General features: G+C 58.9%; 19 protein-coding genes. 8 read left to right on the forward strand and 11 right to left on the reverse strand.

Going from position 1 to position 20,093, the window contains the following annotated elements; translation table 11 throughout:
• Positions 1 to 172: 172 nt before the first annotated feature.
• The 7 genes from ACP7BN_RS25475 to ACP7BN_RS25505 all read right to left on the reverse strand — a co-directional run bounded on the left by ACP7BN_RS25475 (position 173) and on the right by ACP7BN_RS25505 (position 8,595).
• Positions 173 to 889, reverse strand: coding sequence for an ABC transporter ATP-binding protein (locus ACP7BN_RS25475; protein ID WP_420647041.1), 717 nt, complete (start codon positions 887 to 889; stop codon positions 173 to 175).
• On the reverse strand, positions 886 to 1,758 hold the full coding sequence (locus ACP7BN_RS25480; RefSeq protein ID WP_426206587.1) for an ABC transporter ATP-binding protein: 873 nt from the start codon (positions 1,756 to 1,758) through the stop codon (positions 886 to 888). The genes ACP7BN_RS25475 and ACP7BN_RS25480 overlap by 4 nt, the downstream gene beginning before the upstream one ends.
• Positions 1,755 to 3,056 carry a high-affinity branched-chain amino acid ABC transporter permease LivM gene (livM, locus tag ACP7BN_RS25485; RefSeq protein ID WP_426206588.1) on the reverse strand — a complete coding sequence of 434 codons (1,302 nt, stop codon included), beginning with the start codon at positions 3,054 to 3,056 and terminating at the stop codon, positions 1,755 to 1,757. Before livM ends, ACP7BN_RS25480 begins: the two co-directional genes overlap by 4 nt.
• 3 nt (positions 3,057 to 3,059) lie before the next feature.
• Positions 3,060 to 3,974 (reverse strand): ABC transporter permease subunit, encoded by a 915-nt coding sequence (locus tag ACP7BN_RS25490; protein ID WP_041480712.1) that lies wholly within the window; start codon positions 3,972 to 3,974, stop codon positions 3,060 to 3,062.
• Positions 3,975 to 4,228: 254 nt separating this feature from the next.
• Positions 4,229 to 5,362, reverse strand: a complete 1,134-nt coding sequence (locus ACP7BN_RS25495) for an ABC transporter substrate-binding protein (protein WP_420647039.1) — start codon at positions 5,360 to 5,362, stop codon at positions 4,229 to 4,231.
• Positions 5,363 to 5,730: 368 nt separating this feature from the next.
• The gene (locus ACP7BN_RS25500; protein WP_426206589.1) at positions 5,731 to 7,014 is read right to left on the reverse strand and encodes an NAD(P)/FAD-dependent oxidoreductase; all 1,284 of its coding nucleotides are present in this window, start codon (positions 7,012 to 7,014) and stop codon (positions 5,731 to 5,733) included.
• A gap of 90 nt (positions 7,015 to 7,104) precedes the next feature.
• Positions 7,105 to 8,595 (reverse strand): aldehyde dehydrogenase family protein, encoded by a 1,491-nt coding sequence (locus ACP7BN_RS25505; protein ID WP_426206590.1) that lies wholly within the window; start codon positions 8,593 to 8,595, stop codon positions 7,105 to 7,107.
• Between the two features lie 174 nt (positions 8,596 to 8,769).
• On the opposite strand from ACP7BN_RS25505, the gene ACP7BN_RS25510 reads away from it, so the two are divergent.
• Positions 8,770 to 9,675 carry a LysR family transcriptional regulator gene (locus ACP7BN_RS25510; protein WP_426206591.1) on the forward strand — a complete coding sequence of 302 codons (906 nt, stop codon included), beginning with the start codon at positions 8,770 to 8,772 and terminating at the stop codon, positions 9,673 to 9,675.
• A gap of 2 nt (positions 9,676 to 9,677) precedes the next feature.
• Here ACP7BN_RS25510 and ACP7BN_RS25515 read toward each other — a convergent pair whose 3' ends face one another.
• A complete protein-coding gene (locus ACP7BN_RS25515) occupies positions 9,678 to 10,487 on the reverse strand; it encodes a helix-turn-helix domain-containing protein (RefSeq protein ID WP_426206618.1) in 810 nt (269 codons plus the stop codon).
• Positions 10,488 to 10,661: 174 nt separating this feature from the next.
• On the opposite strand from ACP7BN_RS25515, the gene ACP7BN_RS25520 reads away from it, so the two are divergent.
• The 5 genes from ACP7BN_RS25520 (at position 10,662) to nadE (ending at position 14,750) form a co-directional block, all read left to right on the forward strand.
• Positions 10,662 to 12,095, forward strand: a complete 1,434-nt coding sequence (locus ACP7BN_RS25520) for an alanine/glycine:cation symporter family protein (protein WP_426206592.1) — start codon at positions 10,662 to 10,664, stop codon at positions 12,093 to 12,095.
• 28 nt (positions 12,096 to 12,123) lie between these two features.
• Positions 12,124 to 12,393, forward strand: a complete 270-nt coding sequence (locus ACP7BN_RS25525) for a hypothetical protein (RefSeq protein ID WP_426206593.1) — start codon at positions 12,124 to 12,126, stop codon at positions 12,391 to 12,393.
• A complete protein-coding gene (locus ACP7BN_RS25530; RefSeq protein WP_426206594.1) occupies positions 12,386 to 12,571 on the forward strand; it encodes a hypothetical protein in 186 nt (61 codons plus the stop codon). Before ACP7BN_RS25525 ends, ACP7BN_RS25530 begins: the two co-directional genes overlap by 8 nt.
• A gap of 123 nt (positions 12,572 to 12,694) precedes the next feature.
• Entirely contained in the window at positions 12,695 to 13,918 is a 1,224-nt protein-coding gene (gene pncB / locus ACP7BN_RS25535; protein WP_426206595.1) for a nicotinate phosphoribosyltransferase, read from the forward strand.
• A 4-nt stretch (positions 13,919 to 13,922) separates the two neighbouring features.
• Complete coding sequence (nadE, locus tag ACP7BN_RS25540) at positions 13,923 to 14,750, forward strand: ammonia-dependent NAD(+) synthetase (protein ID WP_426206596.1); 828 nt, start codon at positions 13,923 to 13,925, stop codon at positions 14,748 to 14,750.
• A gap of 130 nt (positions 14,751 to 14,880) precedes the next feature.
• Here nadE and azu read toward each other — a convergent pair whose 3' ends face one another.
• Positions 14,881 to 15,327 (reverse strand): azurin, encoded by a 447-nt coding sequence (gene azu, locus ACP7BN_RS25545; RefSeq protein ID WP_420647033.1) that lies wholly within the window; start codon positions 15,325 to 15,327, stop codon positions 14,881 to 14,883.
• Positions 15,328 to 15,670: 343 nt separating this feature from the next.
• Here azu and ACP7BN_RS25550 point away from each other — a divergent pair, with 343 nt between their 5' ends.
• Positions 15,671 to 16,258 carry a TIGR00730 family Rossman fold protein gene (locus ACP7BN_RS25550; protein WP_426206597.1) on the forward strand — a complete coding sequence of 196 codons (588 nt, stop codon included), beginning with the start codon at positions 15,671 to 15,673 and terminating at the stop codon, positions 16,256 to 16,258.
• Positions 16,259 to 16,326: 68 nt separating this feature from the next.
• Positions 16,327 to 16,518, forward strand: coding sequence for a hypothetical protein (locus ACP7BN_RS25555; RefSeq protein WP_426206598.1), 192 nt, complete (start codon positions 16,327 to 16,329; stop codon positions 16,516 to 16,518).
• Between the two features lie 142 nt (positions 16,519 to 16,660).
• Here ACP7BN_RS25555 and ACP7BN_RS25560 read toward each other — a convergent pair whose 3' ends face one another.
• Entirely contained in the window at positions 16,661 to 17,551 is an 891-nt protein-coding gene (locus ACP7BN_RS25560; RefSeq protein ID WP_426206599.1) for a transglutaminase family protein, read from the reverse strand.
• A complete protein-coding gene (locus ACP7BN_RS25565) occupies positions 17,551 to 20,037 on the reverse strand; it encodes a circularly permuted type 2 ATP-grasp protein (protein WP_426206600.1) in 2,487 nt (828 codons plus the stop codon). The genes ACP7BN_RS25560 and ACP7BN_RS25565 overlap by 1 nt, the downstream gene beginning before the upstream one ends.
• Between the last annotated feature and the right edge of the window lie 56 nt (positions 20,038 to 20,093).

The raw sequence follows: 20,093 nt of genomic DNA on the forward strand, positions 1-20,093 counted from the left end.
CCTCTGGCTAACACTTCCCCTTGCCGGGTGTGTAGAGGACTTTCACCTCCAAGTCACCAGCGAGGCCACCACAGCCAAGCTGGTTGCGCTTGCGCGCAACGCGCCATGCCTGGCGCACATGTAAAAAAGCCCCGGGACTTGCGTCGCGGGGCTGTTTATAACTGCAGAGAATTCAGTGCCCGCCCAGATAGGCGTTACGCACCTCCTCGTTCACCAGCAATTCCTTGCCGGTGCCCGACAGGCGAATCTCGCCGTTGACCATCACATACGCCCGGTCGGACAGTTTCAACGCATGGTTGGCGTTCTGCTCGACGAGGAAAATGGTCATGCCGGTTTTCGCCAGTTCACGCAGGGTGGCGAAGATCTGTTTCACCACGATGGGCGCCAGCCCCAGGCTCGGCTCATCCAGCAGCAACAACTTCGGCCGGCTCATCAACGCGCGGGCGATGGCGAGCATCTGCTGTTCGCCGCCAGACATGGTCATCGCCCGTTGCGTGCGGCGTTCTTCGAGCCGTGGAAACAGCGCGAACATGCGCTGCATATCCTCTTTGGCGTACTTGTCGCCAATCGGGATGGTGCCCATCAGCAGGTTTTCCTCGACGGTCATGTCAGGGAACACCCGCCGCCCTTCCGGCGATTGCGCGATGCCGTTGGAGGCGATGTAGTGCGATGACTTGTGGGTGATGTCCACACCTTGGTAGAGGATCTGCCCGCTGGCCGCGCGCGGCTGACCGAAGATCGACATCAACAGCGTGGATTTGCCAGCACCGTTAGAGCCGATCAGGCTCACGGTTTCGCCTTCATTGATCTGCAGCGAGACTTTTTTCAGGGCCTGAATCGGCCCGTAAAACACGTCCAGCTCCTTGAGTTCGAGGATGGGTTGCGTCATACCAGCTCCTCTTCATCGGCGCCCAGATACGCAGCAATCACTTTCGGATCGTTGCGAATTGCCTCTGGTCCGCCCTCGGCGATGACGATGCCGTGGTCCAGTACAACGATGTGATCGGAAATGCTCATGACCATACCCATGTCGTGTTCGATCAGCACCACGGTCAGATCATGCTCGTCGCGCAGCAGCCGGATCATCGCGCTCAGCGCTTCGGTTTCCTGAGGGTTGAGGCCGGCGGCCGGTTCGTCGAGGCAGATGATCTGCGGCCGCGTGCACATGGCCCGGGCGATTTCCAGACGGCGTTGCTGGCCGTAGGACAGTTCACCGGCCAGACGGTTGGCGCAGTCCACCAGATCGACCACTTCCAGCCAGTAGAACGCGCAGTCCAGCGCGTCGCTCTCGGCCTTGCGATAGCCCTTGGTGTTGAGGATGCCGGCGAGCATGTTGCGGTTGACCCACATGTGCTGGGCCACCAACAGGTTTTCCAGCACCGACATTTCCTTGAACAGGCGAATGTTCTGGAACGTGCGGGCCAGGCCCGCGCGGTTTACCAGGTGGGTGCCGCCGAACATCTTGTAGTACATCCGGCTGAGAAAGCTCTTCGGCGAAACGAAGTCGGTCGGTTTGAACGACTCGCCCAACAGTTGAATCACGTTGGTCTGCTGGCCGCGCACGTTGAGCTCGATCTTGCCGCCGGAAGCCTTGTAGAAACCGGTCAGGCAGTTGAAAACCGTGGTCTTGCCCGCACCATTGGGGCCGATCAGGGCGAAGATCGAGTTGCGTTGGACCTTCAGACTGACATCGCTCAAAGCCTTGATGCCACCGAAGTGCATCATCAGTTTTTCCACAGAGAGCACGACTTCACTCATGGCGCAGCCCTCTCGTAGTGAATCACCCCTTTGCGTGGTTTGACCCCGGTCCGGCTGATGCGGATCAGCCCGCGTGGGCGCCAGATCATCATCAACACCATCAGGATGCCGAACAGCAACACGCGGTATTCAGCGAAGCCGCGCAGCAGTTCCGGCGCGACCGTCAGCACGAACGCTGCGATCACCACACCGATGGTCGAACCCATGCCGCCGAGTACGACGATGGCGAGGATCAGTGCCGATTCGAAGAAAGTGAACGAGGTCGGGTTGACGAAGCCTTGGTAGGTGGCAAAGAACACACCGGCCAGACCGGCGGTCGACGCACCGATGGTGAACGCCGAGAGCTTGACCAGCACGTGATTGAGGCCCATCGACCGGCAGGCGATTTCGTCTTCACGCAAGGCTTCCCAGGCGCGACCGACCGGCATTTTCACCAGACGATGCTTGATGTACAGCACGGCCAGCACCACCAGGAACAACACCGCATAGATGAAGTAATACTTCACGTCCGGGTTGTAGGCGATGCCGAAGAACTCGTGGAACGGCACCCCGCCATCCTTCGCGCGCTTGCCGAACTCCAGACCGAAGAACGTCGGCAGCGGCGCCGGCATGCCGTTCGGACCACCGGTCAGCGACAGCCAGTTGTTGAGCACCAGACGAATGATTTCACCGAAGCCCAGCGTCACGATTGCCAGATAGTCGCCGTGCAGGCGCAACACCGGAAACCCGAGGATGCACCCCGCCAGCCCCGCAGTGATCGCCGCCAGCGGCAATACCGTCCAGAAACCCAGCCCCAGATACTGATAACCGAGCGCCAGACCGTAGGCACCGATGGCGTAGAACGCCACGTAACCGAGGTCGAGCAGACCGGCCAGACCGACCACGATGTTCAGCCCCAACCCCAGCAGAACGTAGATCAATCCGAGGATGACCACGCCCAGCAGATAGGAGTTGGAAACGAACGGTACGATCACCGCCAGCACAATCAGCAGCGGAATGATCCAGCGCAGGCTGGATTTGTGATCGGCTGGCAACACATGCACACCGGAGCCGGTGCTCTCGAATCCGTCGAGAATTTTCAGGCCTTTCGGCGTTTGCAGGAACAGGCTGAGGGCAAACCGCCCGGCCATGACGATGGCAATGATCCACGCCACGCGGGTCGTTTCGAGGTTGAAGCTGTAGCCGTCGAGTACGACGCCGACAATCGGCCCGAAGACGATCAGGGCAATCAGACCGGCCAGAATCGCCTCGACCAGGCTCTTTTTGATATCAATGGATTTTTCAGTGGTTGCAGACATCGCTTACACCTTCGACACAAGAGGACGGCCCAGCAGGCCCTGCGGCCGGAAGACCAGAACAAGTACGAGCAGCGAGAAGCTGAACACGTCTTTGTAGTCGGAGTTGACCAGACCGGAGAACAGCGACTCGGAGATGCCGAGGATGATCCCGCCCAACATCGCACCGGGCAGCGAACCGATCCCGCCGAGTACCGCAGCGGTAAACGCCTTGATGCCGATGATGAAGCCGGCGTAGAAGTCGAACGTGCCGTAGTTCATGGTGATCAGCACGCCGGCCAGAGCCGCCATGGCTGCACCGATGATGAACACGTAGGAAATCACCCGGTCGGTATTGATGCCGAGGATCGAAGCCATCTTGCGATCTTGCTGGGTGGCGCGGCACATGCGGCCGAGCTTGGTGTATTTGATGATGTAGGTCAGCAGTCCCATGCCGACGAACGCGGCGATCAGAATGAACACCTTGGTGTAGGTCAGCTGGACGAATCCAGTGCCGACTTCGACCCGCCATGCGCCGGTCAGCAGCGTAGGCACGCCCTGTTGTTTGGCGCCTTGGGCAATCTGTGCATAGTTTTGCAGAATCAGCGAAATGCCGATGGCGCTGATCAGCGGAGCCAGTCGGGTGGAGTTGCGTAGCGGTTTGTAAGCGACACGTTCGATGACCCAGCCATACACCGCCGTGACGACGATGGTGAAGATCAACGTGCCAAGCATCAGCAGAGGGAAAGATTCGATACCGAAGTACGCCAGCAGAGCCAGACTGATTGCCGCGAGGTAAGCGGAAATCATGTAAACCTCGCCGTGGGCGAAGTTGATCATGCCGATGATGCCGTAGACCATTGTGTAGCCGATGGCGATCAGGCCGTAGACCGACCCGAGGGTCAGGCCGTTGACCAGTTGCTGCAGGAAAATACCATCCATAACGCAATCTCACGCAGTGAGAACCTGCACACCCGAAAGTGTGCGGCTCTTCTAAGGAAAATACAGATATACGTCGGAGCAATGTCAGCCACGATCAGCCAGACCACACCGTCCACTGTGGGAGCTGGCTTGCCAGCGATAGCGGTCGAGCATTCAACGAATATGTTGTCTGTCAGTCCGTCATCGTCGGAACGCCGCCCGGTGCAAGCCCGCTCCCACAGGAAATGGTGGAGATCAGCCGATCAAGTCAGCCCTTACTTCTGTTTTTCCAGCTGGTGATACTTGCCATCCTTGTCCCACTGGTAAACCACGTAGTCGGAGACTTTCAGGTCGCCCTTGGAGTCCCAGGCCTTCTCGCCCATGACGGTTTTCACCGGGTTGGCTTTCAGCCACTTGGCAGCTTCTTCGCCCTTGTTCGACTTGGCGCCGTTGAACGCAGCAGCCAAGGTCTGAACCGAAGCGTAGGCGTACAGGGTGTAGCCTTCAGGCTCGGTACCGGCCTTGCGGAAAGCGTCCACCACGGTTTTGCTGTCAGGCAGCATGCGTGGGTCGGCGCCGAAGGTCATCAGCACGCCATCAACAAATTGCGGGCCGCCAGCGGTGGTCACCAGTTCGTCGGTGACGATGCCGTCGTCGGACATGAACTTGACGTCTTTCAGGCCTTGCTCACGCAATTGGCGAACCAGCGGGCCGGCTTCCGGGTGCAGACCGCCGAAGTACACGACGTCGGCGCCAGCGCCACGGATCTTGGTAACGATGGTGCTGAAATCTTTCTCGCCACGGGTCAGGCCTTCATACAGCACCGGCGTTACGCCGCGCTTGACCAGTTGCGCCTTGGTGGCGTCTGCCAGGCCTTGGCCGTAGGTGTCTTTGTCGTGCAGCACGACGACCTTTTTGCCCTTGAGCACGTCGACAATGTAGTCGCCGGCGACGATGCCTTGCTGGTCGTCACGCCCGCACATGCGGAACATCGCGCTCAGGCCACGCTCGGTAACTTGCGGGTTAGTGGAACCCGGAGTGATCGCGATGATTCCGGCTTCGTCGTAGATTTCCGACGCTGGAATGGTCGAAGAGGAGCAGAAGTGACCGACCACGCCGGCGACTTTCTGGTTGGTGAGGTCCTTGGCGACCGTCACGGCCTGCTTCGGTTCGCAGGCGTCATCGCCTTTGACCAGTACGATTTTTTCCCCGTTGACGCCGCCCGCTGCGTTGACCGCATCGGCCGCCGCTTGTGCACCCTTCATGTACTGCTCGCCAAATGCCGCGTTGGCGCCCGTCATCGGACCGGCGACACCGATTTTCACATCAGCCTGTGCAAACGCAGAAACACCCAACGCAGTAGCCACTGCGAGGGCCAGAAAGCCTTTCTTGTAAAACGTCTGGGACATGAGGTGGTGCTCCAAGGTTTTTTTTAGTTGGCACTGCGACTTCAGTTCACTGGATGCTCAGAGCAAGCGCCGTGCCATCGGTTTTTTATTTTGCAAAACGTCGCTGCCTTGTTGTTATTTCGACTGTTTCGATCCCATTTTCATTGGGCGTGCAACCGTCTAAACCGCGGAAGGTGAAACCGTAAATATTTTCAGGCGCAACCCGCGCGCGCCATCATTGCAACCGCGCTAGCAAACGACGTGCAACCAGCCTGTAACAGCCCGCGTCACCGAACTGCACACTGCTGGTGCGGAACTGCTACAACCCGCACCATTACAGGCTAGTCGCTGCATCGAAAAGCGCCGCTTCCGGCAACATATTTCAACAATCAGATAACAATGCGCAGGCATTGGCCCGCGTGGTACAGCGAGAATCCGGCCTCGTACAGGCAGCTGCGCAAGCCGACACCGGCCAGCGGCTGCATTGGCGCGAAGGGGATCGGCAGGGTTTGCGGATTGCCGTTACACAAATAGTCGGCGAAGGCTTTGCCGACCACAGTCCCGGTGGTGACGCCACGACCGTTGTAACCGGTGACCGCGACCAGTCCCGGTGCCGGTTCGAACAGCCGCATCAGATGATCCGGCGTGAAGGCGATGCGCCCGGTCCAGGTGCATTCCCATTCCACCGGTTTCAGGTTGGGGAAGTAATGCTGCTGTACGCGGTCGGCCCAGGCCTTGAGGAACCAGGCCGGTTTCTGGTTGCCGTTGCCCAGGCTTCCGAGCAGCAGCCGGCCTTCTTTGTCGCGGCGAATGCTGCTCAGTACCTGCCGGGTATCCCACGAGCCCTGCCCGCCCGGCAGAATTTCCTGCGCGGCGTCTTCGGTCAGCGGCACCGAGGCGACCTGATAGTAATAACCGGGGAAAAAATTGCGCTTGATCTCGGTCCAGTCGCCTTCGGTGTAGGCGTTGGAGGCGATCACCACTTTCTCGGCGAGAACAGAACCCTGTTCGGTCTGCACCGACCATTGCGAGCCTTGGCGCTCCAGACGGGTGACTGGCGAATGATCGAACATCTGCCCGCCGAGGCTGACAACGGCGTTGGCCAGACCGGTTGTATACGCCATCGGATTGAGCGTGCCGGCGCGTCGATCGAGCAACGCTGCGGCGATTTTTTTGGTGCCGGTGGCTTGCTCGCAAGCCTGGCCGGTAAGCAGCTCGACGGGGGCGCCGCGACGCTTCCACTGCGCCTCACGACTGCGCAAATCCGCCTCGCCACGGGCGTTGTGCGCCATGTGCAACGTGCCTTCGCGGCGCAACTGGCAATCGATGTTGTACTTGTCCACAAGGCTGAACACCAGCGCCGGCGCCCCACCGAGCATGCGGTTGAGCTGACTGCCGACCGCTTCGCCGAAGCCGGCTTCGATCTCGTCCGGCGGGATCCACATCCCGGCGTTGACCAGCCCGACGTTGCGCCCCGATCCACCGTGACCAGCACGATGCGCCTCAAGCACGCAGACACTTTTGCCTTGTTCCAGCAGATGCAGCGCTGCCGACAGCCCGGTAAACCCGGCGCCGATCACACAGACATCGACTTTGACTTCACTCCTGAGCGCCGCATTATCCGGCCTTTGCGGCGTGAGCTTTTCCCACAGACATTCTTCGCGTAACGGCATTGCCAAGCTCCTGTCGGAGCAGCCTCAAGCTTCAAGCCACGAGTTGCAAGCCAGTTCGCTTGAAGCTTGTGGCTCGAAGCTTGCCGCTGCTTAATCGAACGTAATGCCCTGCGCCAGCGGCAATTCCAGCGAGTAGTTCACGGTATTGGTCTGCCGACGCATATAAGCGCGCCATGCATCCGAACCAGACTCGCGCCCGCCGCCGGTCTCTTTCTCACCGCCAAACGCGCCGCCAATCTCCGCACCGCTCGGGCCGATATTGACGTTGGCGATCCCGCAGTCGCTGCCGATCGCCGACATGAACTGCTCGGCCTCGCGCACATCGGTCGTGAAGATGCAAGACGACAAACCTTGTGGCACGGCGTTGTTCAGACGCAGCGCTTCCTGGAAGTCGCTGTAACCGACCACGTACAGAATCGGCGCGAAGGTTTCGCTGCACACCACGTCGCTCTGCTCGGGCATTTCGACGATGGCTGGCGACACGTAGTAGGCATTGGGAAATTGCTCTTCCAACTGACGCTTGCCGCCAAACACCCGGCCGCCCTCGCTCAGTGCTTGTTCCAATGCGTCCTGCATGTTTTCGAAGCTGTGTTTGTCGATCAGCGGGCCGACCAGATTGCCCTCCAGCGGATGGCCGATGCGTACCTTCGAATAGGCGGCTTTGAGACGAGTGACGATTTCTTCTTTGACCGATTCATGCGCAATCAAGCGACGCAACGTGGTGCAACGCTGACCGGCAGTGCCGACGGCGCTGAACAGAATCGCGCGCACGGCCATGTCCAGATCAGCGCTCGGGCCGAGGATCATGGCGTTGTTGCCACCCAGCTCGAGAATGCTGCGCGCGAAACGTGCGGCGACTTTCGGTGCCACTTCGCGGCCCATACGCGTGCTACCGGTGGCACTGATCAGCGCCACACGCGGATCATCCACCAGCGCTTCGCCGGCATCGCGGCCGCCAATGATCACCTGGCAAAGATTCGCCGGCGCGTCGCTGAAATTCTTCACCACGCGATCGAACAACGCCTGACAGGCCAGCGCGGTCAGCGGGGTTTTCTCCGATGGTTTCCACACCACCGGGTTGCCGCAGACCAGCGCCAGCGTGGTGTTCCACGCCCACACCGCGACCGGAAAGTTGAACGCGCTGATCACGCCGACCACGCCCAGCGGGTGCCAGGTTTCACGCATGTGATGGCCCGGACGCTCGGAGGCGATGGTCAAGCCATACAACTGACGGGACAGGCCGACAGCGAAGTCGCAAATGTCGATCATCTCCTGCACTTCGCCCAGACCTTCCTGAGTGATCTTGCCCGCTTCCCAGGACACCAGCTCGCCGAGATCGCTCTTGAATTCGCGCAAGACTTCGCCGAACTGGCGCACCAGCTCACCGCGACGCGGGGCCGGCACCTTGCGCCAATGTTCGAACGCATGATCTGCGCGACTGATGTGCTGCTCGACTTCGGCCGCGCCTTCCCAGTTCACAGCCGCGATGCGGCTGCCGTCGATGGGCGAATGCACCGGCACTTTGCCGTTCTGGTACAGGGCCGGGTTCACACCAAGACGATCAAGCAATGCGGCAACCATGGGTCACTCCTCAAGCAAAAAACTGAATGTGTGCGGGCGCTGTTTTCCACCCGTGCAGACCATTAGTTGTAGCGCTCCTTCGGTGAGGCAACAAACGACCATTAAGCGAGATATCATTCCGTTTATTCATGCTGCGCGTTGCGTGCCGTACAAAGACAAGAAAAAGGATCAGCCATGCTCAACAAACGCCACTTGCCATCGATCACCGCGTTGCAGTGCTTCGAAGCCGTGACCCGGCACTTGAGTTTCACCCGCGCCGCCGAGGAACTGAACCTGACCCAGAGCGCCGTCAGCAAACAGGTGGCGCAGCTGGAAGAACTGCTGCAGCACTTGCTGTTCCGCCGCGTGCGCCGCCGTTTGCAGATGACCCCGGCCGGCGATTTGTACCTGGTGGAGGTACGAAAAATCCTCACCCAGGTGGAAATGTCCACGCATTACCTGCGCTCCTACGGCGGCGAGACCGAAGTCCTGCGCGTCTCCACGCCATCGACCTTCGGCGCGCGCTGGCTGGTGCCGCGCTTGAAAGGCTGGCGTCTGCGCCATCCATCGATTCATCTGGACTTGTGCAACGAACAGGAAGCCGATGACTTGCTGCAAGGGCGCAGCGATCTGGCGTTCTACTTCGGCCAGGGCGCGCGCCCCGGTACCGAATGCCTGAAGTTGTTCGGAGAAGAGCTGGTGCCGGTCTGCGCGCCGTCCAGCCTGCCGGCCGAGCCGTTCACCGACCCGACGCAACTCACCGATCTGGTACTGCTGCAAAACGCCTCACGCCCCCAATCCTGGCACGAATGGTTCGACGCTCAGGGTTACCACACCGAACACAGCTACCACGGCCCGCGCTTCGAAACCTTCTATATGTGCATCCGCGCCGCCCAGGTCGGTTGCGGTGTAGCCCTTTTACCGAGGTTTCTGGTGGAAGAGGAATTGGCCGACGGCAAACTGGTCATTCCCTGGCAGCATGCAATGCCCAGCACGGACGCGTATTACCTGGCGTACCCGGAACACTCGGCGGAAGTGCCCAAGGTGAGGGATTTTGTGAAGTGGATGCTGGAGCAAATCGACAATCCTCCTGCCGACTGACGTCACGCAATCACAAACAAACCATCAACCACTTTGGTTTGCGAAAGCCTCGAGCGTAGGTCTTCATCGATAGCCGGGTCATCAACGTCGTAAAGACGTACCCGGCGATAGGCATCGATCCGATTGATTTCCTGCCCCAGATACTCCCACACCACTCTCGAACACGCCGGAGCGCGATGGTCAGCAGCGGAAACACCGATCTTCAGGCCATTGAGCCGAGTGATGCAGCTTTTGAAGCTCGGAATGAGAATGGTCTGGCTGACCTCGTTCGAAGTCAGCGACTCGTAATCGATGAGAAACAGGCGATCTCTCAGGTAATAGGCGATCCCGACGTATCGATACCGCTCAAACTCGCCTTCGGAGCCCGCAATCTGTAAGCGCTCGTTTCGTTCGTAGACGACGTCTGATCCGTCTTCTCGCACATGCACCAATGCGCACAAGATCGAGCTAGGCTCTGTCATGGCGTGGTAGTACTCGTAGTAATAACCAGTGTGCGCCATCAGCTCCGGGGAAGACTTTTGACGCAGGTGCTCCAGCATGCTCTGCGCTGCTGTTGCTGTCTCGACAGGCCTGACTCGCCTCGCATTGGCCCCAATCAGCGAAATGAACTGCGCTGTTGGAAGTGTTATTTCAAACTCTTCGACGCCAAAAAAATCGCAGATTCTTTTCAAGTTGAACGCTGTAGGAATGCTGTTTCCGCACAGGTATTTATTAAATTGCCCACGGTTAATTCGAATTTTCCTACAAACTTCCGCGACAGATCTGTAGTGGCTGCACAGCAGCCTTAAGTTAGCTGGAAGAAATTCCTCCATAAATATCCCGACAACTGTTTTAGAAGACGCAACCATAGCAGCAACTCGCATCACTTTTGAGCAACTTGCGAAATTGCGCCGAGGGAAATATGGCTGGATATTACGAGTCCTGAATGGCTTCAGGCTTTAACACCAACAAACATCGCCAGCACTTTCAACAGCAAGGAGCTTTGAATGCTAGACATCATTAACGACTTTCTCTCGGGGAAGATATTGATTCCCGTCGTTCTTGGACTGGGCAGCTACTTCACCATCCGATCAAGATTTGTCCAGTTCAGATATTTCCTGCATATGTTTAGCGTTCTGCAGGGCAGCTGGCGCAGCGGCAGCCAGCATTTGAGCTCGTTTCAGGCGTTGACCCTGAGCCTGGCCGGCCGGGTGGGCACTGGCAATATCGTCGGGGTCGGAATCGCCGTCAGCATGGGCGGCCCCGGCGCAGTGTTCTGGATGTGGATGACAGCCTTGCTCGGCATGTCGAGCAGTTTCTTCGAATGTACGCTGGGCCAACTCTACAAACACAGCGACGGCAATGGCCTGTATCGAGGCGGGCCATCGTGGTACATCGAACATGGTCTGAACAAACGCTGGCTCGGAATCATCGCAGCGCTGCTCCTGCTGGTGACGTTTGGATTTGCCATCAACGGCCTCGAATCGCATGCGGTGTCTCACTCGCTCAAAGACGCTTTTGGTCTTGAGCCCATGTGGACAGGGTTCGCATTGTCATTGCTACTCGGAGCGGTGTTTATTGGCGGGATAAAACGCATCGCCGCCGTCGCCGACCTGCTGGTTCCGCTGAAGGTGCTCGCCTACATCGCGGTGACTGGTTATGTGATCGTGCTGCAGTTTGATCAAGTGCCAGCGATGCTGTTGACCATCATCCGCAGCGCGTTCGGCCTCGATCAGGCATTTGGCGGGTTGGTCGGCAGTGCGATCGTCATGGGTGTACGGCGTGGCGTTTTTTCCAACGAAGCCGGACTCGGCAGCGCGCCCAACGTCGCCTCGGTGGCGAAAATCGCCCACCCGGTTGCGCAAGGTGTCGTGCAAGCATTCAGCGTCTTTATCGACACGTTCGTGATTTGCACCTGCACCGCTTTACTCATTCTGCTTTCGGGTTTCTACGCGCCAGGATTCGAGGGCGACGGTATAGCTCTGGCACAAAACTCGCTGGCAGCGGTGGTTGGAGAATGGGGGCGAATGTTCATCAGCGTGGTGCTGGCATTGTTCGTATTCACCGCGATGCTTTACAACTATTACCTGGGGGAAAACAGCCTGCGGTTCATCTTCGACGAACCTCGAAAAGCGTTGTTCTTGTACCGCGCACTGGTGTTGGTTCTGGTGTTCTGGGGATCGGTCGAAGATCTTACGACCGTCCTCGCGTTCGCCGACATCACCATGACCTTGCTGGCACTGGTCAATCTTGTGGCCATGGCCCTGCTGTTTAAAGTTTGCATGCGCATCCTGCGCGATTACGACGAGCAGCGACGTGCCGGAATCAAGAAGCCCATATTCGATTCCAGCCAGTTTCTCGATCTGGATCTCGACCCGTTGGCATGGCCACCGCTGCCGCAAATTTCACTAGTTAGAACTAAAAACCCAGCAACTCTTTAATCCAAAAACAATTTGAGGATGCTCCCTGATGAATCGCTACTTCCCACTTAAAGCCAATGCAACCAGCACACCCACTTATTTCATTGATTCGCAGGCTGCTCCTAACCAGCTATTCGAAGATGCCTGTTTCAGAATTCGCGCAGCTGTCAGCCTTCTGGAAACATTGACATCGGTCACCATCAAACACACTAACGACTCTGATCTGTATCGACTGATACTTCCTGTGTATGTATTACTTCAAGATGGAGTGGACTCGCTGGAGCAAATTTCTTTCAAGGGAGAATTGGCTCATGCCTGAAACTCCAACCTATGAAATGCTCCGGGCCGCAATGATCAAAGCGATTGAGACAACCCTCATTCCTCGACACTCGCTTCTTGCTGAATATGTAAAAAGTTGGGAGCGGCTGGAGTTGGTCATTCAAGCCGCGCTCGCTGCGCGCCCCGCAACAGATGCTGGCTCGGGCCGAACAATATAAAGGGATAGAAGAAAGAGCAGGCGGCCGCGCAAAAAAATCGCTGGCAATCTTCACACGGGATATGCGCCACTAGCGCCATTGATTGCTTCCGCGCCACCGCGCGGCCCGTCTGGAGACCCCGTTATGAGCGAGAGCGTGTTTGCCGATCGCATCGTGCAGAACCTGCTCGACACCGACTTCTACAAACTGACGATGATGCAGGCGGTGCTGCACAACTACCCCAACGTCGAAGTCGAATGGGAGTTTCGTTGCCGTAACAGTGAGGATCTGCGCCCGTATCTGGCCGAGATCCGTTTTCAGATCGAGCGCTTGGCGGATTTGAGCCTGAGTGCCGATCAGTTGAGTTTTCTCGAGCGCATCAGTTTTCTCAAACCGGACTTCCTGCGCTTTCTCGGACTGTTCCGCTTTAATCTGCGCTATCTGCACACCGGCATCGAAAACGGTGAGCTGTTTATCCGCATCCGCGGGCCGTGGCTGCATGTGATTCTGTTTGAAGTGCCGCTGCTGGCGCTGGTCAGCGAAGTGCGCAACCGCTATCGCTACCGCGAAACCGTGCTGGAACAGGCGCGCGAACAGCTGTATCGAAAGTTCGACTGGCTGACGGCCAACGCTTCGAGCGAGGAATTGTCCGAGTTGCAGGTCGCCGATTTCGGCACGCGTCGCCGGTTTTCCTACCGCGTACAGGAAGAAGTGGTCAGCGTGCTCAAGCACGATTTCCCCGGACGTTTTGTCGGCACCAGCAACGTGCACCTGTCGCGCGAACTGGACATGAAACCGCTGGGCACCATGGCCCATGAGTGGATCATGGCGCATCAGCAACTCGGCCCACGACTGATCGACAGTCAGATCGCCGCGCTCGATTGCTGGGTGCGCGAGTATCGCGGGCTGCTGGGGATTGCGCTGACCGACTGCATCACCACCGATGCTTTCCTCAGCGATTTCGACCTGTACTTCGCCAAGCTCTTCGACGGACTGCGCCACGATTCCGGGGATCCGGTGGTCTGGGCCGAAAAATGCATCGCCCGTTACCACAAGCTCGGCATCGACCCGATGAGCAAGACACTGGTGTTCTCCGACAGCCTGACGCTGCCCAAGTCGCTGGAGATATTCCGTGCGCTGCGTGGGAGGATCAATGTCAGCTTCGGCATCGGCACCAACCTCACCTGTGACATTCCGGGGGTTGAACCGATGAGCATCGTGCTTAAAATGACCGCCTGCAACGGCCAACCGGTGGCGAAGATCTCCGACGAGCCAGGCAAGACTCACTGCAAAGACCCGAATTTCGTCGCCTATCTGCGGCATGTGTTTCAGGTTCCTGCCATTTCCAGCACATCTAGCAAGGAGTGAATTCATGCAAGCCGTACAGCGTGAGATTGCTGAACAGCTCAAGGTTCAGCCACCGTTCGCCGATCGACAGGCCCTCGAAACGGAAGTCGCCCGACGCATCAGCTTCATTCAGGACTGCCTGACCAATTCCGGCCTGAAGACGCTGGTGCTGGGCATCAGCGGCGGCGTCGATTCGCTGACTGCCGGCCTGCTGGCCCAACGCGCCATGCGCGAACTGCGCGAGCGCACGGGCGACGACGCCTACAAGTTCATCGCCGTGCGCCTGCCGTATGAAACCCAGTTCGACGAGCAAGATGCCCAGGCTTCGGTGGACTTCATCGCCCCGGATGAACGCCACACGGTGAACATCGGTCCGGCGGTCAAATCGCTGGCCAATGAAGTGGCAGCGTTTGAAGGCAAGCATGCGGTGTCGGTAGATTTCGTGCTCGGCAATACCAAGGCGCGGATGCGCATGGTGGCGCAGTACACCATCGCTGGCGCAGCACACGGGCTGGTGATTGGCACCGACCACGCGGCGGAAGCGGTGATGGGTTTCTTCACCAAATTCGGCGATGGCGCTTGTGATCTGGCTCCGCTCAGCGGGCTGGTGAAAAATCAGGTGCGGGCGATTGCGCGCAGTTTCGGCGCGCCGGAATCGCTTGTGGAGAAAGTGCCGACGGCGGATCTGGAAGACTTGTCGCCGGGCAAGCCGGACGAAGCTTCACATGGCGTGACCTATGCCGAGATCGATGCGTTTCTGCATGGCGAGTCGGTGCGTCAGGAAGCGTTCGACATCATCGTTAACACTTACCAGAAGACGCATCACAAACGGGTAATGCCGTTCGCGCCTTGATCGATGAATGCATGAAAAAGCCCGCTGAGAAGTGATTCTCAGCGGGCTTTTTCTTTGGTCGAAACATCTATCGATGCTAATGACCTCATCGCGGGCAAGCCCGCTCCCACAGGGTGTGGGGTGAACCTGATTACTTCAGGGTCACGGTGCCTTTCATCATCGAGATGTGGCCCGGGAACGAGCAGAAGAAACCATATTTCTCGTCGGCCTTGAGCTTGGACACGTCGAAGGTCACCGAGTCGGTTTCCTTGGCGCCGATGATTTTGGTGTGAGCGATGACGCGCTCGTCGCCGTCTTTCAGGTAGTTCTTGTCGATGCCGGCGGCCAGGCCGTCGGTGGCGATCGGCTGCATGTCAGCTTCTTTGCTGATCACCAGGTTATGGCCCATGACGTTCTTCGGCAGGTTGCCGGAGTGGGTCAGTTCGACGGTGAAAGTCTTGCAGCTCTTGTCGATTTCGATGGCCTTGGTGTTGAAGGACATTTGGTCGGTGGAGTCGATGGTGGTTTTGCACTCGGCAGCCATCAATTGGCTGCTGGCCAGCGCCAGCAGGGATACCGCAATAACTTTGGAAAACATGGTGAATCTCCAAGGCAGGGTTAACAAAAACACTAATGGTTGGAAGACTGCCTGAAATCTTCGCAAGTTCCTATGACCTGAGTCAAAAATTGTATACAACTTTCAGGCTATGACACTCATCGAAACAATCTACCGGCCAATGCTCTGGCCCGGCCCTATGATCGGCGCATCGTTAATCACCGGAGTCTTCGCCATGTCCTTCAACAGCCTGTTGTGCAGTCTGCTTGCCGCTTACGCCTGTGGTGCCAGCGGCACTTACGAAACGCCGAAGCGCGACGCGTAGCCCTTGGATCGAGCGCTGCGAGCCTTTACCCTGTGAGCCTGATTGATCCAGGAGGAAGGCATGTCTTTGAAATCCGTTTGTGTTTTTTGCGGTGCCAACGCCGGCACTGATCCGGCTTATACCGAAGCTGCCATCGCCCTTGGCCGAGCACTCGCCGAGCGTAAATTGACCCTGGTGTACGGCGGTGGCGCCGTGGGTTTGATGGGTATCGTGGCCGACGCTGCACTGGCGGCAGGCGGTGAAGTGATCGGGATCATTCCGCAGAGCCTGATGGACAAGGAAATCGGCCATAAAAGCCTGACACGCCTGGAAGTGGTCGAAGGCATGCATGCGCGCAAGGCGCGGATGGCCGAACTCAGCGATGCCTTCGTCGCACTGCCCGGCGGCCTTGGCACTCTCGAAGAATTGTTCGAAGTCTGGACCTGGGGCCAGCTCGGCTACCACGGCAAACCGCTGGGACTGCTCGAAGTGAAGGGTTTCTACAGCAAACTCACGGCTTTTCTTGACCATATCGTCGGCGAAGGCTTCGTTCGCGCGCCACACCGTGACATGCTGCAAGTGAGCGAATCGCCTCTTTCCCTGCTCGATGCCCTCGACCAATGGCGGCCAACCGTCGTGCCGAAGTGGGTTGATCAAAAACCCGGCTAACAGCCGAGCCCCGATACAGGGCAGAATACGCGCCGCTCAACCTCACCTTCGACCCTAGAGGATCGCCCATGGCCAAACCCAATTACTCCTTCGCCAAACGTCAACGTGACCTGGAAAAGGAAAAGAAGAAAGAGGAAAAGCTTCAGCGCAAGAAACAATCAGCTGAAGAAGCAGCACTGAACCCTGACGGTGAAGTGGCAGCAGAAGACGATGCAGAAGTGAATACCGATGCACCGAAAGAGCAGGCGCCTGACGCTTGAATGATTGATTTGTGGCGAGGGAGCTTGCTCCCGCTGGGTTGCGCAGCGACCCCAAAACTTTCGCGACTGCTTCGCAGCCGAGCGGGAGCAAGCTCCCTCGCCACAAAAGCTCCCCACAAAAGCTTCCCACAATAAATCGTCCTTACTCCAGCGGCATCACCGTGACCCGCACTTCCGGATCATGGCTCCCTCCCCCCAGAATCACCCCGCGCAACGGCGATACATCGGAAAAGTCCCGGCCCCAGGCCAGGGTGATGTGTTCCAGTGCCGGTTGCACATTGTTCGTCGGATCGAAATCCACCCAACCCAGCACCGGGCAATACACCGAAACCCAGGCGTGGGACGCATCGGCGCCGATCAGCCGTGGCTGCCCCGGTGGCGGCTGCGTCAGCAGATAGCCGCTGACATAACGCGCTGCCAGCCCTCGGGAACGCACGCAAGCGAGCATCAAGTGCGCAAAGTCCTGACACACTCCGCGCCGCCGCTCCAGCACTTCGACCAGTGGCGTTGCGACCTGGGTGGCTTCGGCATCGAAAGTGAATTCCCTGAATATCTTCTGCATCAACGCCTGCACGCCGAGCATCAGTGGTCTTCCGGCTGGAAAACAACTTTCAGAGAACTCGACGAAGCTGCGCTTCAAGTGAACATAGGGTGACTGAAAACGATAACGGCAAGCCTCGAGTACATCAGCGGACAACGGCTGGCTGCTGTAAGTCAGTGCATTGCGCGTCAGTTCCCACGCCGGTGACAGGCTGAAATCCAATGTCGGTCGCGCCAGCACTTCAACGGTGAGGCGGGCGTTGACCTGCAATTCATCATGCGGCCGTTCGAAAGCCAGCCGCGTCAGCGGATTGCCGAACACGTCCAGCTCATCCCGGCGTGCGGAGGGCTGGGGGCTGATCAGCAGTTGTTGTTCAGTGCAGCGCTGCCACGCGCACTCACGCGGCCACAGGTGCGCCAATTGCTGAGCGAGGGACACCGGGCTGTCGTAGTGGTAGCAGGTGTCGTGGAGGATCTGGTAATGCGCGCTCATCAGACGGACACCGTGCGTTGGCTGACATCATCGACATGCGCGAAATGACGCAGCGCCAGTCGATCAGAGACTTGGCCGCTGGCATCGGCGATTTCCTGCAACAGATCCGCCAGACCATCGAGTGCCGCACGTACGCTGGTTTCGCCGAACAAAGGATTCTCCAGGCAACCGAAATCAAAATGCGCCAGACGCTCGACCAATTCCGGCAATACCGCTTCCCGCGGTGCAGCGAAATCCTGGTTCAAACGCTTGACGGTGCGCGTCACCAGTTTCAGCTGGAACAGCACCGCATGCGGGTTCTGCTCGTCGAGCAGCAACAAGTCGAGCACGGGGATCAACTGCGCCACCGCCAGATAGCGCGAGCGGTAAGTAATGCTGCTGTTACCCAGTTCCAGCAACCACTCAAGCCCGGCCTGATCAAACGCACCGGCACCGCGCAGGAATCCCGCCAGACTGCTGCTGAGAAACTGCAGCCGTTCAATCCGCCGGCCGATCATCAAAAAACGCCAGCCTTCGTCACGGGTCATGTCGTCCAGAGCAAAACCGGACAGCGCCGCCAGCGACATTACCAAGCGGTTGAGGAAATCCAGCAGTTCGCCGAAGTCTGGATCGTCGGTTTCCAGCTCCATGGCTTCGCGCTGCAACTCGACCAGTGCCTGCCAGTTTTCCCGCGAGAGCTTGCCGCGTACCTGCGAAGCCGCCCACTGCAAACGTTGCAGGTTGGAGCGCAGGCTGAACGACCAGTCATCACCGAGCAGCGCCGCGAGCAAGCGCTCCGGCAGTTCGCCTTCTTCGGGCAGCAGCATCAGCCGTTCGCCGAGTTCCACCGCTGCTTGCAGGGCCAATGGATCATCGCCGTCGACGTAGCGTGCGAGCATGATGCGCAACAGCCGCGCACTGTCGTCACAGCGCTCACAGTAACGGCCAAACCAGAACAGGTTCTCCACCACCCGCGACGGCAAATACGGATCGCGCCGCACCAGATCATGCACACCGATATTGCGCTGGGCCTTCCACTGTTCGCCGCTGGGAGGTCGGTCACCCAGCACCCAGGTGTCCTTGCTCGCGCCGCCGCGTTGCATCGACACCACTTCGGCATCGGCGTCAGCGGCGACCCGGGTCAGGCCTCCCGGCAACACCCGGTAGCCGTCACGACTGGCCACCGCATACATGCGCATGCCGATAGCCCGAGGTTGCAGTTGATCGTCCTCGGGCTGCCAGATGGGCGCATGAGACAGCTGAGCCAATTCTTGCGCGACATAAGCGTAAGGCCGTGCACGCATGCGCTCGGCGAGCTCTTGGCGCTGGTTTTCGCTCAGATCCCGGCCAAACACAGGAGCGAAGCTTTGCGAGGGGAATGCCGGTTTGATCAGCAACTCCGGCAATTTTTCCAACGCTTGGGCCAACACCGGCGGCTCGCCACACCACCAGGTCGCAATGGACGGCAGGATCAGCTCCTCGCCGAACAGGTATTGATTGATCTTCGGCAGAAACCCCAGCAGCCCCGGCGATTCCAGCACGCCGCTGCCTAGCGCGTTGGCCACCAGCACCCGCCCCTGACGCACCGCTTCGAGCAGACCGGGCACGCCCAGTGCCGAATCGGTGCGCAGCTCCAGCGGGTCGCAGAAATCATCGTCGAGCCGGCGCATGATCGCGTGCACCCGACGCAGACCGCTGAGGGTTTTCAGGTAGACCGTGGCATCGCGCACCGTCAGGTCGCCGCCCTCGACCAGCGGATAGCCGAGCTGGCGCGCCAGATACAGGTGCTCGAAATAGCTTTCGTTGAAACGCCCCGGCGTCAGCAGCACGATCAGCGGCGCTTCATCGTCGCTCGGCGCCTGCCGCGCCAGCGTCTCCTGCAAGGTCCGAAAGAATCCGGCCAGATGCTGCACTTTCAGATCGCGATACAGCTCGGGAAACGCCCGTGACACGATGGTGCGGTTTTCCAGCGCATAACCGGCACCGGACGGCGCCTGGGTACGATCCGCCGTCACCCACCAACGGCCATCCGGCGTGCGTGCCAGATCCACGGCGTACAGATGCAGAAACGCTCCGTCAGGCGGCGAGATGCCCTGACACGGCCAAAGGAAGTTGTTGTGCCCGAACACCAGTTCTGCCGGTAGCAAACCTTCGCTGATCAATTTCTGCGGCCCATACAGATCCGCCAACACTGCGTTGAGCAGCCGCGCACGCTGGGCGATCCCCGCCGACAACTGGTGCCACTCATCCGCCGCAATCACATGCGGCAGCAGATCCAGCTCCCACGGGCGGTCGGCGCCTTTGGGGTCGGCATACACGTTATAGGTGACGCCATTTTCCTGAATCTGCCGCGCCAGCAATGCCTGACGCTGCACCAGTTGCGCTGGGGTACTGCGCTGCAATTGGTCGAACAGCCGCCGCCAGTGCGGGCGCACGGCTCCGCTGTCGTCGAGCAGTTCGTGGTAAGTGCCCGCGGTCAGCGGGTAGCGGTCAAGCAGGTCAGGCATGGAAAGCTCGGCAGCCAGCAGGGAACGGTCAGACTAACGCAGGCACATGACACCCG

This window comes from Pseudomonas sp. TWP3-1, from assembly GCF_049896625.1.
GTDB lineage: Bacteria > Pseudomonadota > Gammaproteobacteria > Pseudomonadales > Pseudomonadaceae > Aquipseudomonas.

What these genes read in the sequence shown, in the direction of transcription:
- ACP7BN_RS25475 (WP_420647041.1), bottom strand. Translation starts at nt 889, where the DNA reads ATGACGCAACCCATCCTCGAACTCAAGGAGCTGGACGTGTTTTACGGG.
- ACP7BN_RS25480 (WP_426206587.1), bottom strand. Translation starts at nt 1,758, where the DNA reads ATGAGTGAAGTCGTGCTCTCTGTGGAAAAACTGATGATGCACTTCGGT.
- livM (WP_426206588.1), bottom strand. Translation starts at nt 3,056, where the DNA reads ATGTCTGCAACCACTGAAAAATCCATTGATATCAAAAAGAGCCTGGTC.
- ACP7BN_RS25490 (WP_041480712.1), bottom strand. Translation starts at nt 3,974, where the DNA reads ATGGATGGTATTTTCCTGCAGCAACTGGTCAACGGCCTGACCCTCGGG.
- ACP7BN_RS25495 (WP_420647039.1), bottom strand. Translation starts at nt 5,362, where the DNA reads ATGTCCCAGACGTTTTACAAGAAAGGCTTTCTGGCCCTCGCAGTGGCT.
- ACP7BN_RS25500 (WP_426206589.1), bottom strand. Translation starts at nt 7,014, where the DNA reads ATGCCGTTACGCGAAGAATGTCTGTGGGAAAAGCTCACGCCGCAAAGG.
- ACP7BN_RS25505 (WP_426206590.1), bottom strand. Translation starts at nt 8,595, where the DNA reads ATGGTTGCCGCATTGCTTGATCGTCTTGGTGTGAACCCGGCCCTGTAC.
- ACP7BN_RS25510 (WP_426206591.1), top strand. Translation starts at nt 8,770, where the DNA reads ATGCTCAACAAACGCCACTTGCCATCGATCACCGCGTTGCAGTGCTTC.
- ACP7BN_RS25515 (WP_426206618.1), bottom strand. Translation starts at nt 10,487, where the DNA reads ATGGAGGAATTTCTTCCAGCTAACTTAAGGCTGCTGTGCAGCCACTAC.
- ACP7BN_RS25520 (WP_426206592.1), top strand. Translation starts at nt 10,662, where the DNA reads ATGCTAGACATCATTAACGACTTTCTCTCGGGGAAGATATTGATTCCC.
- ACP7BN_RS25525 (WP_426206593.1), top strand. Translation starts at nt 12,124, where the DNA reads ATGAATCGCTACTTCCCACTTAAAGCCAATGCAACCAGCACACCCACT.
- ACP7BN_RS25530 (WP_426206594.1), top strand. Translation starts at nt 12,386, where the DNA reads ATGCCTGAAACTCCAACCTATGAAATGCTCCGGGCCGCAATGATCAAA.
- pncB (WP_426206595.1), top strand. Translation starts at nt 12,695, where the DNA reads ATGAGCGAGAGCGTGTTTGCCGATCGCATCGTGCAGAACCTGCTCGAC.
- nadE (WP_426206596.1), top strand. Translation starts at nt 13,923, where the DNA reads ATGCAAGCCGTACAGCGTGAGATTGCTGAACAGCTCAAGGTTCAGCCA.
- azu (WP_420647033.1), bottom strand. Translation starts at nt 15,327, where the DNA reads ATGTTTTCCAAAGTTATTGCGGTATCCCTGCTGGCGCTGGCCAGCAGC.
- ACP7BN_RS25550 (WP_426206597.1), top strand. Translation starts at nt 15,671, where the DNA reads ATGTCTTTGAAATCCGTTTGTGTTTTTTGCGGTGCCAACGCCGGCACT.
- ACP7BN_RS25555 (WP_426206598.1), top strand. Translation starts at nt 16,327, where the DNA reads ATGGCCAAACCCAATTACTCCTTCGCCAAACGTCAACGTGACCTGGAA.
- ACP7BN_RS25560 (WP_426206599.1), bottom strand. Translation starts at nt 17,551, where the DNA reads ATGAGCGCGCATTACCAGATCCTCCACGACACCTGCTACCACTACGAC.
- ACP7BN_RS25565 (WP_426206600.1), bottom strand. Translation starts at nt 20,037, where the DNA reads ATGCCTGACCTGCTTGACCGCTACCCGCTGACCGCGGGCACTTACCAC.